Here is a 14,554-nt window from a genome sequence, read left to right as displayed (position 1 = left end):
CATTATTTATATGAAATGGAGGAAATCAGATGTCTTTACTTGAGGATACAAAAACAAATTCCATAAGCCGGCCGCGCTACGGCTGCGCCATAGGAGCAACACATACTGCTGCCGCCATACCAGGGGTGATACCCATAACCCATTGCGGGCCCGGCTGTGCCGATAAGCAGTATGTGAGTCTTGCATTTTATAACGGTTTTCAGGGCGGAGGCTACAGCGGCGGAGCAGTGCCCCCAAGCGCAAATATTTCTGAAAACGAAGTGGTATTCGGAGGAGACAACAGGCTGAGAGAGCTGATACAGGCTTCCACCAAAATCATGGCTGCCGACCTGTTTGTTGTGCTTACCGGCTGTATTCCGGACATAGTTGGGGATGATATACCTTCTGTCGTCAGTGAGTTCCAGCAGAAAGGTGTGCCCATCGTTTATGCCGAAACCGGCGGTTTTCACGGAAACAACCTGGTTGGTCATGAAACTGTGGTGCGTGCTATTATAGATCAATTTATAGGCGACTATTCGGGAAATAAAATTAAAAACACCGTAAATGTCTGGACAGAGGTGCCCTATCAAAATACATACTGGCGCGGCGATCTGGGCGAGATCAAACGAATCCTGAAAGGAATCGGACTGAAGGTAAATATTTTATTCGGGCACGACTCCAAAGGTGTCACTGAATGGCTGGATATTCCCAAAGCGGCTTTCAACCTGGTAATATCGCCCTGGGTAGGGCTCGGAATTGCGGAACATCTTCAGAATAAGTACAATCAACCGTACCTGCATATTCCTGCCATTCCCATAGGCGCTTTGGAGACCTCTGAATTCCTGCGCAAGGTATCAAAGTTCGCCGGTCTGAATTCCAAATCAACAGAAGAATTTATCGCTAAAGAGGAAGAGAGCTATTACAAATATGTGGAGGATTTCTCCGATTTCTATTCCGAATACTGGTGGGGTGTACCTGCCAGGTTTGCCGTCGTCAGCGACAGTATCTACAGCTTATCCATCACAAAATTTCTTGTAAAGCAGCTGGGGCTTATTTCAGTAAAACAAATCATAACTGAAAACACTCCCGAGGAATATAAGGAACAAATCCGTGAAGAGTTCAGACATATTGACCACGATGTGAATCTGGAGGTTGAATTTCTGGAAGACGGCTATCTGATTGAAGAAGCACTGCGTACAGCAGCCGAAAAGCCCGCCATTATCTTTGGAACTACCTGGGACAGGGATATCGCAAAAGAATTAAAGGGTAATATAGTTGAAATAGGCTTTCCGTCCTCGTATGAAGTAGTTCTTTCAAGATCGTATGTGGGGTATAAAGGTGCACTGTCCCTGATTGAAAAAATCTTTACCGTGGCAATAAGCGCAAGCGCATAAAGATAACAAGGAATGTAAAAATTTTTCTATTAATTTCAAGTATGCCGCCAATAATATTACTCAAAATAATAGTGACAATTAATTAAGTATATTATAGGTGGGTGAGGAAATGAAAAGGCGGTTGCTTGCTGTTTTAACGGCTGTTTTCCTAATGATGAACAATTACTCCAACATCACATTTGCACAGATAAGTGATATCCGCGGTGTTAAAAGTAATAGTCAAACAGCAGAACAGGGAAAAAGAATAATTAATGAAAAACCTTTTTCAATGGTATGGTTTACCGACACGCAATATTACGCCGAGTCCTATCCTGAAATATTCGATTTCCTGGGTGACTGGCTTGTCAAAGAATATAAGAAAGGTTCTTTTGGTTATGTAATCAATACCGGCGATCTGGTAAATGTTGCGAGCGATATCAGGCAATGGGAGGTTGCCGACCGCAATTTTAAAAAGCTTGATACTGCAAATGTTCCTTACGGCGTCCTTGCAGGAAATCATGACGTGTCAATTAATGGATTGAATTATGAAATGTACAATAAATATTTTGGAAAATCACGCTTTAAAGCCAAATCATGGTACGGAGGAAACATGAGTAACAATCTCAACCATTATGACTTAATAACCCTTGGCGGCCATGATTTTATTATTCTTTATCTGGACTATAGTACAAATATTACTGAAGAAACCATCAAATGGTCAAATAATATTCTGAAAAAATATTCCGGCCGGACCGCCATATTAGCCATGCACGAATATCTCAACTGCAATTCCTCCCTGACTTACGTTGCTCACAACGTATTCAACCGCATAATTTCAAAAAACAGCAATGTGATTATGGTTTTATGCGGGCATAACCATTGTGCTGTCAGAAGAATAAAAACTGTTATAAATACCGATGGAAGCACCAGAAAGGTAATAGAAATACTGTCGGATTATCAAAAAGCACCGCATGGAGGAGACGGATATTTAAGATATCTCAATTTTCACCCCGAATCAGGATTACTCCAAGTGGTCACATATTCACCATACAAGAATAAGTATAATTTTTTTGAAGACACCAAAGACAGCTTCACTGAAAAAATTAAGCTGATTGATTGAAAACATTATCTCAATCATATTTATGTTCAAGGTTTTTTAATATTTCGTGGTAACGCTCAGTCCCCAGGTCACTCGGTTCCCCTTTTTTGCAGAAGGTGAGCCCTGCCAGCTTCTGATTGGGCCGTTCCACTACAATACTGCCGCTTTTTAATCTGGATTGCAAAACTCCCAGTGCCTCGAGGTATCTTCCGTCCTTTTTTGCCCTGTTATAAAAAGATAGAACGTAAACATAGAAAAAAAGGTTATAACTGAAAAACGGATAGGTAACCTGCATAAAAAGCGTACCGATTCCATAGTGGCAAGGGCCGAGCGGTATACGGGTTTCCCAATGCTCAAGCAGAAATTCTACAGCTCTATCAAGAGCTTCAGCCGAGTTTAAATAATGAGTAAATCTGAAAGCATCCAGCGCCGCCAACGTCGGACCAGGATTTGAAAACTCCGTCTCAGGGCCTCTGCCGAAGCTGAACTTATTGCACCGCCAGCCGCCGTCGCTGTGCTGAATTTCCAGGAGATGCTCAAAGGTTTTCTTGAGCCTGCCGTCAGAAGAATATCCCAAATGGCTGAGGGTTCTGGCTGCATTAATAGTATGGCAGGGATATATTGCACCTTGAGGGGTCAGCTTGAATCGTCCGTCTTCACGCCATGAACTTAAGATCAGGTCGGCTGTCTCTTTCAATACAGGTTCGAAACCATCCATTCCCAGTTCTGACAACATATATGCGCAGTTAAGGGTAGAAAACGGACTTCCTTTTATCAGACGTCTGTCGGGAGTGGTCCAATAATCATCGCCGTTGTCATAACGTTTGACCATAATTTTATCAATATCGGATTGATACTGCTTTTTTATTGTCATTAAAATCCATCCCCTCAACATTCTTATCTATCAGGCCTTGCAATCAATTATATATCTATGGTAACCGAACCTAAAATTGAAAGCAATAGTATTTGTATTAGGAATTCCCGTCATGTTGACAATGTTTTTGAAAAGAAATATAATAAAGGTACTTTATAAACTCTATTTATAAAGTACCTTTATTATACTGTAGAGGAGCTAAATATGAATCAAAAAGGTAACGGCAATATAATAAAAGAAATTAATTTAAATAAAGTGCGCAGTGCCCTAAAAGATGCCGGTACTGCCACCAAACCCCAGCTAGCCGAAATTACAGGTCTCAGTGTGGTAACCGTAAATTCCCTGGTAAATACCTTGTTGGATACAGGCGAGCTGCATACCGACACAATATTGAATTCCGACGGTGGACGTCCGGCGGCATCATTCAGATATAACAGTAAATTCCGCCTGGCTTTGACAATTTTTATGCATGAATACAAGGGGCAGGATACAGCTTTTTATTGTGTTACCGATTTGAGGGGAGGGGTGATAGAAAGAATCGAACAAAATTTATCCAACGTTAGTATTGACAGCTTCGACTCCATTATAGAATATCTTATTTCCAAATATCCTCAAATCAAAGCAATATGTTTTGGTATTCCGGGTGAAGAGGTGAATCAAAGGCTTGTCATAAGCGATTATGAGGAATTGAAGGAACAATCCCTCTCAGGACATATACATGAAAAATTTCATCTGCCCGCCCATATAGAAAATGATATAAATGCGGCTGTAATTGGCTACTGCCGTCAGAATAATATCCCCAGCAATAAATGTGTCATTGGACTCTACTTTCCCGGCAAATACCCACCTGGAGCCGGAATCCACCTGAACGGTGATATTTACAAGGGGAGAAACGGTTTGGCCGGAGAAATAAAATATCTCCCATTTGGTATAGACTGGGAATCCTTTGATTACAACCCTGCAGATATGGAAAATATAAAGATAAAAACCATACAGGCATTTCAGTGTATGTTCAATCCGGATACCATTGTCCTTTATGGAGAAAAATCAGCTGATTCAATAGCTTGGATCAGCCATGAAAAAAGTCTGTCGGCCGCAGAAAAAATCATGCTTCCGGAAATTATTACATCAACGGATTTAAATACTGATTTCGAAGCAGGAATCAGACAGATAGCTCTTAAAATAATTGATACACTATACCTTAATTTATAAATTATAAGCTATATGGAAAGGCTGCAAATTTATATGAAGCAAAAAGACAGAATGTTTGCAGAACTGCCTTACAAAGCCTGGTTGGAAATAAAAAATTTGATGTACAGGATTATCTATAAATAATAAAGGAGGGACTGTTTTGTGAAAAGTGCCATTGATTTGCATTTGCACTCTTGCTATAGTGATGATGGGGAAGTCAGCCCCCAGGAACTTGTTATAAAATGCAAAAATAATGATATTCAAATTATGGCAATTGCCGACCACAATTGTGTAAGAGCAAATGGGGAGGCACAAAGCATGGCATTGGCAGCAGGAATAACTTATATTCCCGCTGTAGAGATTGACTGCACTTTTAATGGTACCAATCTTCACATATTGGGATATGGAATCGATTATAACAGTCCTGATTTTGAAATAATCGAGAACGATATAACAAAACAAAGTTCCGAAGTGTCTTACAAAATGCTGCTTGCCACTCAAAAGTTAGGGTTCGGTATCAGCAGAGACGATATGTCCTCTTTGACTGAAAATATGTATTGGAATGACAGATGGACCGGGGAAATGTTTGCGGAAGTACTGTTAAATAAACATGAGTATAAAAATCATAAATTACTTCTGCCTTATCGTCCCGGTGAGTCCAGAAGTGATAATCCGTATGTTAATTTCTACTGGGATTTTTATTCCCAGGGGAAACCCTGCTATGTTGAAATGCTTTACCCAACCTTGGAGCACATTGTTGAAATCATTCATGAAAACGGGGGAAAGGCCATTCTCGCACATCCCGGTGCTTCTCTGAAAGACAATGGTAAAATACTGAATGATATTATTTCAAAAGGAATTGACGGTATAGAGGCCTTCAGCAGCTACCATTCACCGTCAGCGGCCTTTAAATTCTATAAAGCAGCAATAAATAATAATATACTTGTTACTTGCGGCAGTGATTATCATGGTAAAACCAAGCCGTCAATTTCAATTGGGCAGCACGGCTGCTTAATTTCAGACGAGGAAATGCAAAGCGGCTTCTTATCCGGTTTATTCAAATAATTTCATGCACTGCTAAAAACTCCCTAAACACTGATAATTTAAAAAAGAACAGTTAAATTTTTTCAGAACCCTATTGATAAATTAAAACAAACAGCGTATACTATTAACAGTATTAATCATTAATGCTACAAATTATAAAAGGAGATGAATAAATTGAACGCTATTGAAGAAGCGGTTAATGCATTAGATGCTTTGATGGCCCGCGGTAAATTTATGGAAGATTTTCATCGTTCAGGGAAAGGCGAGCTTTTTATTCTGAAGTATCTTTTTGAAAAGGCTTCACCTGCGCTTCCCTCCGAGTTGAGTGAAGCACTGCGAAGCAGCACGGCACGAATTTCAGTAGCTCTCGGAACCCTTGAAAAAAAAGGGCAGATCCATCGTGAGATCGATACGTCCAACCGCCGCAATATTCTGGTCACGATCACAGATGCAGGGCGTGAACGAATTCATACATTTATGCAGCAAATGAGGAACCATATGATTTGTGTACTGACCGAAATGGGAGAGAAGGACGCAAAGGAGTTTGTCCGGCTTATGGAACGGTTCTTTGAGATTGCCCAGCGAACCATGCCGGATATTACCGAGTAGAAAATGCCCGTCGGGTGAATGTCCCAAGCAACCAGAAATGAAATAAAGTAAAATTAAGAATGCAGGCTGCAATATGTCTGCATTAAAAAACCTCGAACGCTAACGGCGTTCAATATTAACACGGATAACAAGGGGGAGTCTTTTTCATGATTCGAATTTTTAAATACCTCAAGCCAAGAGAATGGCTGATGGCATTCATCAGCTTGTTTTTTGTGGTGATACAGGTCTGGCTGGATTTAAAATCGCCGGATTATATGTCTAAAATCACAATGTTGGTACAAACACCCGGCAGTGCCATGAGTGACATTTGGATAGCAGGCGGCAAAATGCTGCTTTGCACGCTTGGCAGCTTGATATCTGCCATTATTGTTGGTTTTTTTGCTGCACGAATTGCCGCCACGTTTTCAAAGCAGCTGCGCAGTCTGCTTTTTAACAAGGTGGAAGCCTTTTCCATGGAGGAAATCAACCGTTTCTCCACTGACAGCCTCATTACCCGTTCCACAAATGACATTACGCAGGTTCAAATGTTGATTACAATGGGGCTGCAGCTTATCATTAAAGCGCCTATTACAGCTGTATGGGCTATTACCAAAATTGCTGGAAAGGGCTTCGAATGGACATTGACGACAGGAGCTGCAGTAGTGATTTTGATTGTGATGATCGGTTTCCTGATGATATTCGTCATACCAAAATTCAAAAAGATGCAAACCTTGACTGACAATATGAACCGTGTTACCCGCGAAAATCTGACGGGCTTGCGTGTGGTAAGGGCCTATAATGCCGAGGATTACCAGGAAAAAAGATTTGAGCAGGCCAATGACGAATTAACTGCTACCCAGCTTTTCACCAGCCGGGCTATGGCAATTATGCTGCCTGTTATGAGCATGATTATGAGCGGTTTGTCCCTCTCTATATATTGGATAGGCGCATACTTGATTAATGCTGCCGAGATGACGGATAAACTGACACTGTTTTCGAACATGGTGGTATTTTCCAGTTATGCCATGCAGGTTATCATGTCCTTTATGATGCTGGTCATGATTTTTATCATGCTTCCACGGGCCAGTGTTTCCGCAAAACGTATCAACGAGGTGCTGGACACCAAACCCACGATATTGGACGGAACCCGGACAGAAAGCATTCCGGGTTTGGCCGGAGAGGTAACGTTCAAGCATGTGAGCTTTAAATACCCGGGTGCGGCTGACTATGTGCTGAAGGATGTGAATTTCACGGTAAAACAGGGTGAAACCATCGCCTTTATCGGTTCCACAGGCAGCGGCAAGTCAACCCTCATTAATCTTGTCCCACGATTTTTTGATGCCACCGAGGGCGAAATTCTGATTGACGGCGTAAATATCCGGGAATATACGCAGGAAGCATTGCACAACAAAATCGGCTATGTGCCGCAGAAGGCGGTCATATTCAGGGGTACAGTTTCCTCTAATGTGGCATACGGCGATAACGGACAGGGTGGATATTCAGCAGATGAAGTTAAAAAAGCTGTTGCTATTGCACAGGGCTCGGATTTTGTGGAGCGCATGGACGGTGGTTATGACGCCGACATCTCTCAAGGCGGATCAAATGTGTCGGGCGGCCAAAAACAGCGGCTCGCCATTGCCCGCGCAGTCTGCCGGAAGCCGGAAATTTATATCTTCGATGATTCCTTTTCTGCGCTGGACTACAAAACCGACCGGGTTCTGCGCAGTGTGCTGAAAAAAGAAACTGCCGGAGTGACCAGTATGATTGTGGCGCAGCGTATCGGTACTATTATGGATGCCGACCAGATTGTCGTGCTGAATGAGGGCCGGGTTGTTGGGAAGGGCAGACACAGGGATTTGCTGCAAACCTGTGAGGTATACAGGCAAATTGCCATGAGCCAATTAAGTGAGGAGGAACTTGTATCATGAGTGCGCAAACAAGAAACAAACCGCATGGCAGACCTGCCGGAGGGCCGATGGGGCCGGGGCCTATGGGCGGCGTGGCAGAAAAGCCGAAAAACTTTAAGGAAACCTGGGGCAAGTTGATTGCCTATTGTAAGAATTATATGCCCGCGGTGGTTGTCGCTCTCGTTTTGGCGGCAATCGGAACGGTGCTTCAAATAGTCGGACCCGATAAGTTGAAGGAAATAACCAATGAAATCATGAAGGGGCTGCCCGCGCTGGTAAACGGCAAACAGATTCTTGGTACAATAGACTTATCCGCAGTAAAAAGCATCGCGTTCCTGCTGGTTGCTTTTTACGCAGGTTCTACCGTTCTCAGTTTTATTCAAAGCTACATGATGGCAACGATAACGCAGAAAATCAGCAAAAATATGCGTACCGGCATATCCCAAAAAATCAACAGGATGCCCTTAAAATATTTTGACAAGGTCAGCTATGGTGATGTTCTCAGCCGTGTAACCAACGATGTGGACACCATTGGCATGACCATGAACCAAAGCATCGGAAACCTGGTCACATCCATTACCATGTTTGTGGGCTCTGCCATTATGATGTTTTATAACAACTGGATTATGGCACTGACCGCCATTGGATCGAGCATTTTCGGGTTTGCCTTCATGAGCATTATCATGATGAAATCTCAAAAATACTTCGTCCGGCAGCAAAATGATTTGGGTGCGGCCAATGGTCATGTGGAGGAGGTTTACTCCGGTCATAACGTGGTAAAAGCATATAACGGCGGCAAGGAAGCCAAGAAGGTTTTTGAAAATGTAAATCAAAATCTGTTTGACAGCGGCTGGAAAAGCCAGTTTATGTCCGGTATGATGATGCCGTTTATGGCGTTTATCGGCAACTTCGGCTATGTGGCCGTCTGCGTGGTGGGAGCAGCTCTGGCCATGAACGGAACCATTAGCTTCGGGGTGATAGTCGCATTTATGATATATATCCGCCTGTTCACCCAACCCCTGTCTCAAATCGCACAGGCCTTTCAAAACCTGCAAAGAACTGCTGCTGCCAGTGAGCGCGTATTCGAGTTCTTTGATGAAGAAGAACTGTCCGACGAGAGCCAAAAAGCAAAGCGGCTGGAAAACGTAAAAGGTGATGTAGAATTCCGCCATGTAAAGTTTGGGTATACACCGGATAAGACTATCATTCACGACTTCTCGGCTAAAATCAGGGCCGGACAGAAAGTGGCAATAGTGGGGCCCACCGGCGCGGGAAAAACCACAATGGTCAACCTGCTTATGCGCTTCTATGAGCTGGACAGCGGTGAAATCCTGTTGGATGACATACCCGAAAGCCAGGTCCGGCGTGAAAACGTGCATGAGCAGTTCGGTATGGTGTTGCAGGATACATGGCTTTTCGAGGGCACTATCAAGGAAAACATCATCTATTGCAAGCAAGGTGTGACAGACGGACAGGTAATTGCCGCGTGCAAGGCAGTGGGACTGCACCACTTTATCAAGACACTGCCGCACGGGTATGACACACCGTTGAATGATAAGGCCAACCTTTCACAGGGGCAAAAACAGCTTGTTACTATTGCCAGAGCCATGATTCAGAATGCGCCAATGCTGATTTTGGACGAGGCGACCAGCAGCGTGGATACCCGTACTGAACTGCTGATTCAGGAAGCAATGGATAAGCTGACCCAAGGCCGCACATCCTTTGTGATTGCCCACCGGCTTTCAACCATAAAAAACGCCGATTTGATTTTGGTAATGAAGGACGGGGATATCATCGAAAGCGGCAGCCATCTGGAACTGCTGGCGAAGGGCGGCTTCTATGCCGACCTTTACAACAGCCAGTTTGAACCTGCTGCATAAGCAGCCACAGCCGGCATGGCAAGATAATTTAGAAGAGAGTATTTTCTAACGAAGATACCCTCTTTTTTTGTCTTAAAGAATTGGGAAAACCAATGTCTTCATTCCGGTATTACACTTGATTAATCTTTATTTGTATAGTAGAATATTAGAAATTACTTAATTAATGATATGTAAACATTGACAAAAGCAATTTCAACATAAAAACAAAGAGAGGGGATAAGTTTATGGAAAAAAAAGCGAAACAGCTGGCAGAGCTTTTAAAAGTATTGGCAAATGAAAACCGTTTGATGATTTTGTGTGTGTTGATGAAAGAGCCCAAAACTGTCAGCAGGATCGCCGAGAAAGTTCCCAATATTACACAGTCGGCATTATCACAGCACCTGGCGCTCTTGAAAGCACATGGGATACTGGACTTTACTAAAAATGGCCAAAATATAACTTATTCAATCGCCGACCACAGGGTTGAGGAAATTATCCAAACGCTGAGAAAATATTATTGTGATGATTAGATAATAATTTTATTGTTTTAGTATAAACAAATAAAGGTATAGTACATTTGAAAGGTATATCAGTATGCAATATATTCTTTTGTTTTTAGAAGGCATTATTACATTCATATCTCCCTGCCTTTTGCCCATGCTGCCTATATACATATCGTATTTTGCAGCAAATGAAGTAAATGGAAGAAAAACACTCATGAATGCAATTGGATTTGTTTTGGGGTTTACCGTCGTCTTTATTACAATGGGTGCTTTTGCGGGGATTATTGGAAGAGTTATACGTGATTACACAACAATACTTAATGTTGTAACAGGACTAATTGTAATTGTATTTGGTCTGAATTTTTTAGGAGTTATAAAAATCGGATTTTTAAACCGTATAAGCAATAAAAATGCTGTTGTTAAAAATCTTGGATTTTTTTCATCCATGCTCTTTGGGCTTGTGTTTTCCATTAGCTGGACACCCTGTGTGGGGGCATTTCTGGGTTCTGCTCTGCTGATGGCATCTCTGGGAGGATCATCACTGCAAGGAATTTCCATGCTGCTTACCTTTTCATTAGGGCTGGGGATTCCATTTGTCGCAAGTGCTCTATTAATTGACCAGCTTAAAGGTGCATTCAATTTTATTAAGAGAAATTATAAAATCATCAATTTTATATCCGGCGGACTGCTCATCATTATCGGTATACTTATGGCAACCGGATACATGGGATATTTTCTTTCACTTTTAACTTTTTAGGGGGCATATTTATGAACAAGAAAACAAAAACAATCATCCTGATAGCAGCATTTGCCTTGTTTGTTGTCCTGGCTGCTTGTGTGTACAACATACTCAGCCAAAGGGTATCACCGCAAAATAATATTGACATTTCTCAAAAAAATGGTCAGGTGTCTCAAGACAACCAGGAGCAGGTAACAGAAAAAATGAAAGCACCTGATTTTACGGTTTTAGATGCGGCCGGAAATAATGTGAAACTGTCAGAATTATTCGGCAAACCAATTGTACTGAACTTTTGGGCAAGCTGGTGCCCTCCATGTAAAAGTGAAATGCCCGAATTCAATAAGGTATATGAGGAAGTTGGACAGGACATCACATTTATAATGATAGATCTTGTGGACGGGCAGCGTGAAACACAAGAAAAAGGTGCACAGTATGTAAAGGACGAGGATTTTTCGTTTCCTGTTTATTTTGACACCAAGCAGGATGCGGCCGATAAATACGGTATTGCGTCCATACCTACAACAATCTTTATTGATAAGGACGGCTATATTGTGACAGGGGTTCAAGGGGGTATTGATGAAAAAACCTTACAAAAAGGAATTGATTTAATAAGGTGAATTTAAGCACCTTCTGGATGAACCACATGATAAAGAATTATACAATGAAGCATTGACATTTATGAGGAACATGAACAATGCGGAACATCTGCCCTGGGATGCATTTAATTTGAGAAAGAAGCTTTCTAAGATTTCGATATTCAAATCCTAAGCATGGAGAACAAATTTTAATTTATAAAGAGAAATGATAAGCAGGGGTGGGAAATCTCCGTTCCTGCTTCAAAAGGCTGCAGTAAACTAATAATCGATTTAGTTTACTGCAGCCTTTTGCATGTAAAGCGTAATATTTTATAACATATTACTGAATTTTATCGTATTTATCTTTTGTGCTTAATCCTATACAATTTTCACATAAGGGAAAACCTTTATATAAAGTTACAACTTGCGCATGTTATAACTATCAGGAAGAAATATATAATAACAGGAGGATGACCATGAAAAATTTTAGTAAAAAGGCATTTGCATTGGCCGTGACAGCTGTTTTAACAGTTAGTATGGCTGCATGCGGAAGCAAGGATTCATCTGATAATACATCTTCTAGTCAGACTGCAAATTCGACAGCAGCCGTAAGTACTGCTGATACTGCTCAAAAGAAGGTTTCACTGGTACTGTCGACAAACTGGGGTGAAGGGGACTCAAAATACAATTATTTTTATCCTAAATTCCAGGAATTCCAGAATGCGAACAAGGACTCTATGGATATATCCTTTGAAACATACAGCACTGAGGATTACAAGACAAAAATAAAGACTCAGATTTCATCTGGAAATTTACCCGATGCGTTTACCTACTGGGGTGGAGCCATGATGAATGTTATGGTTGAAGCAGGTCTGCTTTTGGATATTGATGAATATTTTAAAGCCAGTCAAACTGTGAAGAGAGAAAATTTTGAACCTTCTTCCTTTAGCTACTATACGGCTGCAGATGGAAAGACTTACGGTGTTCCTCTTGAATCAACCCGCGGAGTTTTCCTTGTAAATACTGAAATATTTAAACAAAATGGTCTCACAGTACCTAAAACATATGATGAATTAAAACAGGTATCAAAAGTACTTAATGATAAAGGAATTATTCCCATAGCAATGGCAAGCAGCGGTGGAACACCGTCCGAGTTCTTCTTCAGTGAATTGTACAATCAATACAATGGTGCGGCAGATGAACTTAAAAACCTCACTGCATCAAGAAAATTCAATACTGCCAATGCTGTAAAAGTAGCTGCAAACATACAGGATATGATCAATAATAAAATGTTCCCCAAGGACACTGTGGCAAACGGCGGCTGGGCAGCATGCCTGCAGCTGTATACAGATAAAAAGGCAGCTATGACATATACTTATCCATGGATGTTTGAGTCCATTCCTGAAGAAATACAAAAGATCAGCGAAGTTGTTCCGATTCCCAAACTCCCTGATGCAGATATAGATCCTGCTGCAATTATGTCAGGTTTCACAGTTTATGGTTTTGAGATAAATAAGGCAACCTTTAATGATCCTGAAAAACATGATGCAATGATAAAACTTTGTGATTTTCTCGCATCGGATGAGCTTTCAGTCAACCTTTCAAAAAGCGGTATGATTCCTGCCAAGAAGGTCAATGTGGATATGAACGGTCAAAAAGTGATCTATCAGAAGATGATGGCTTATGCAGCTGACAAGAAATTGATACAGGTTCATTTCTCAACCATGCCAAGTCTTGACGCCCTCAACATGTTCGACAGCAGCCTGGATGAATTGTTTATCAAGGCTCTGGAACCACAGGCTTTTGTTGACAAAATACAAGCAGTTCTGGATAAAAACAGTAAATAGGTTAAGGTTTATTTACTGTATAGAATGAAAATGTAAAGGCTGTCTCAAAATAAAATATTGAGATGGCCTTCTTTTCAGAAAGGGACTCTAATGAAAAATAAAATTAATAAACTAACCTTACCGGTTTTGTTTCTGGCTCCTGTATTTCTGATCTATACAACGTTTCTCTTTGTACCCATGCTTCAGACAAGCTACTACAGTCTTACCCAATGGAACGGAGTTTCAGAAAAAGTGTTTATCGGATTGGGAAATTATAAAGAGCTGCTCAAAAATAACGATTATTGGATAACTTTTTTTAACACCCTTAAATTAACAGCTGTCTCATTAATAGTTCAGATTTCCTTTGGACTGCTGCTGGCATATCTACTTTATACAATAACCAGGGGAATGAAAATTTTCAGAACAGTATTTTTCCTGCCTGTCGTTATCGCTCCTGTGGCCATCGGATTAATGTTTTCACTATTTTATAACAGCGAGATCGGGATTTTTAACAAAATTCTTTCTGCAGTTGGTTTGGACATGATTCAAACCAACTGGCTGTCAAACCCGAAAACTTTGCTGTATGCTGTAATGGCACCTCAGGTGTGGCAGTATATAGGCTTATATGTTACTATTTTTTTAGGAGCCCTGCAGTCAATCCCGGAAGATTTGATAGAAAGCGCCCAGATTGATGGAGCAGGAGAAGTCAAAACATTCTTTCATGTTGTTCTGCCTCAGTTATCTGTTTTCCTTAACATATGCATAGTTTTATGCGTCACAGGTTCACTTAAAGCCTTTGACCATTCCTATATCATGACGAACGGCGGTCCCGGGGTACGTTCGGCATATCTGGGAGTATTCATGTATAAAACAGCCTTCGGCAATTCCGATTTCGGAATGGGAAGTGCCATAACAATAACAATTATTCTAATTTCTTTGACTATAACATTATTATTTAACAGGTTCGCTGCATCCGGGAGTGAAAATTAGGAGGTAC

General features: G+C 41.4%; 13 protein-coding genes. 12 read left to right on the top strand and 1 reads right to left on the bottom strand.

Annotated features, from left to right (window positions below):
- The first annotated feature begins 29 nt into the window (after positions 1 to 29).
- Positions 30 to 1,373, top strand: a complete 1,344-nt coding sequence (locus CTER_RS03810; protein WP_004623797.1) for a nitrogenase component 1 — start codon at positions 30 to 32, stop codon at positions 1,371 to 1,373.
- A gap of 109 nt (positions 1,374 to 1,482) precedes the next feature.
- Positions 1,483 to 2,472: a metallophosphoesterase gene (locus CTER_RS03805; RefSeq protein ID WP_004623808.1), complete on the top strand. Its 990-nt coding sequence runs from the start codon at positions 1,483 to 1,485 to the stop codon at positions 2,470 to 2,472.
- A gap of 10 nt (positions 2,473 to 2,482) precedes the next feature.
- Here the strand turns inward: CTER_RS03805 and CTER_RS03800 are convergent, their stop codons facing one another.
- A complete protein-coding gene (locus CTER_RS03800; RefSeq protein WP_004623781.1) occupies positions 2,483 to 3,325 on the bottom strand; it encodes a hypothetical protein in 843 nt (280 codons plus the stop codon).
- 204 nt (positions 3,326 to 3,529) lie between these two features.
- Here CTER_RS03800 and CTER_RS03795 point away from each other — a divergent pair, with 204 nt between their 5' ends.
- From CTER_RS03795 to CTER_RS03750, 10 genes are all read left to right on the top strand, one after another.
- Positions 3,530 to 4,537, top strand: a complete 1,008-nt coding sequence (locus CTER_RS03795; RefSeq protein WP_004623805.1) for an ROK family protein — start codon at positions 3,530 to 3,532, stop codon at positions 4,535 to 4,537.
- 141 nt (positions 4,538 to 4,678) lie between these two features.
- On the top strand, positions 4,679 to 5,581 hold the full coding sequence (locus CTER_RS03790; protein ID WP_004623801.1) for a PHP domain-containing protein: 903 nt from the start codon (positions 4,679 to 4,681) through the stop codon (positions 5,579 to 5,581).
- A 144-nt stretch (positions 5,582 to 5,725) separates the two neighbouring features.
- Positions 5,726 to 6,169, top strand: a complete 444-nt coding sequence (locus tag CTER_RS03785; protein WP_040760260.1) for a MarR family winged helix-turn-helix transcriptional regulator — start codon at positions 5,726 to 5,728, stop codon at positions 6,167 to 6,169.
- A gap of 146 nt (positions 6,170 to 6,315) precedes the next feature.
- On the top strand, positions 6,316 to 8,076 hold the full coding sequence (locus CTER_RS03780) for an ABC transporter ATP-binding protein (protein WP_004623809.1): 1,761 nt from the start codon (positions 6,316 to 6,318) through the stop codon (positions 8,074 to 8,076).
- Positions 8,073 to 9,935: an ABC transporter ATP-binding protein gene (locus tag CTER_RS03775; protein ID WP_004623813.1), complete on the top strand. Its 1,863-nt coding sequence runs from the start codon at positions 8,073 to 8,075 to the stop codon at positions 9,933 to 9,935. Before CTER_RS03780 ends, CTER_RS03775 begins: the two co-directional genes overlap by 4 nt.
- Positions 9,936 to 10,159: 224 nt before the next feature.
- Positions 10,160 to 10,444 carry an ArsR/SmtB family transcription factor gene (locus tag CTER_RS03770; RefSeq protein ID WP_004623820.1) on the top strand — a complete coding sequence of 95 codons (285 nt, stop codon included), beginning with the start codon at positions 10,160 to 10,162 and terminating at the stop codon, positions 10,442 to 10,444.
- Between the two features lie 64 nt (positions 10,445 to 10,508).
- Positions 10,509 to 11,174 (top strand): cytochrome c biogenesis CcdA family protein, encoded by a 666-nt coding sequence (locus CTER_RS03765; protein ID WP_004623825.1) that lies wholly within the window; start codon positions 10,509 to 10,511, stop codon positions 11,172 to 11,174.
- Between the two features lie 11 nt (positions 11,175 to 11,185).
- Positions 11,186 to 11,773: a TlpA family protein disulfide reductase gene (locus CTER_RS03760; RefSeq protein ID WP_004623839.1), complete on the top strand. Its 588-nt coding sequence runs from the start codon at positions 11,186 to 11,188 to the stop codon at positions 11,771 to 11,773.
- 434 nt (positions 11,774 to 12,207) lie between these two features.
- Positions 12,208 to 13,578, top strand: coding sequence for an ABC transporter substrate-binding protein (locus tag CTER_RS03755; protein WP_004623828.1), 1,371 nt, complete (start codon positions 12,208 to 12,210; stop codon positions 13,576 to 13,578).
- Positions 13,579 to 13,668: 90 nt separating this feature from the next.
- Positions 13,669 to 14,547, top strand: coding sequence for a carbohydrate ABC transporter permease (locus CTER_RS03750; RefSeq protein WP_004623844.1), 879 nt, complete (start codon positions 13,669 to 13,671; stop codon positions 14,545 to 14,547).
- Positions 14,548 to 14,554 lie beyond the last annotated feature (7 nt).

Origin of the sequence: Ruminiclostridium cellobioparum subsp. termitidis CT1112 (assembly GCF_000350485.1) — a bacterium.
Taxonomy (GTDB): domain Bacteria; phylum Bacillota; class Clostridia; order Acetivibrionales; family DSM-1351; genus Ruminiclostridium; species Ruminiclostridium termitidis.
Note: the sequence above shows the minus strand (reverse complement) of the source record. Positions and strands in the feature narration are given on the sequence as shown.

Coding starts and splice junctions, on each gene's coding strand:
- CTER_RS03775 (WP_004623813.1), top strand. CDS start 8,073: ATGAGTGCGCAAACAAGAAACAAACCGCATGGCAGACCTGCCGGAGGG.
- CTER_RS03810 (WP_004623797.1), top strand. CDS start 30: ATGTCTTTACTTGAGGATACAAAAACAAATTCCATAAGCCGGCCGCGC.
- CTER_RS03750 (WP_004623844.1), top strand. CDS start 13,669: ATGAAAAATAAAATTAATAAACTAACCTTACCGGTTTTGTTTCTGGCT.
- CTER_RS03795 (WP_004623805.1), top strand. CDS start 3,530: ATGAATCAAAAAGGTAACGGCAATATAATAAAAGAAATTAATTTAAAT.
- CTER_RS03785 (WP_040760260.1), top strand. CDS start 5,726: ATGAATAAATTGAACGCTATTGAAGAAGCGGTTAATGCATTAGATGCT.
- CTER_RS03760 (WP_004623839.1), top strand. CDS start 11,186: ATGAACAAGAAAACAAAAACAATCATCCTGATAGCAGCATTTGCCTTG.
- CTER_RS03780 (WP_004623809.1), top strand. CDS start 6,316: ATGATTCGAATTTTTAAATACCTCAAGCCAAGAGAATGGCTGATGGCA.
- CTER_RS03805 (WP_004623808.1), top strand. CDS start 1,483: ATGAAAAGGCGGTTGCTTGCTGTTTTAACGGCTGTTTTCCTAATGATG.
- CTER_RS03800 (WP_004623781.1), bottom strand. CDS start 3,325: ATGACAATAAAAAAGCAGTATCAATCCGATATTGATAAAATTATGGTC.
- CTER_RS03770 (WP_004623820.1), top strand. CDS start 10,160: ATGGAAAAAAAAGCGAAACAGCTGGCAGAGCTTTTAAAAGTATTGGCA.
- CTER_RS03755 (WP_004623828.1), top strand. CDS start 12,208: ATGAAAAATTTTAGTAAAAAGGCATTTGCATTGGCCGTGACAGCTGTT.
- CTER_RS03765 (WP_004623825.1), top strand. CDS start 10,509: ATGCAATATATTCTTTTGTTTTTAGAAGGCATTATTACATTCATATCT.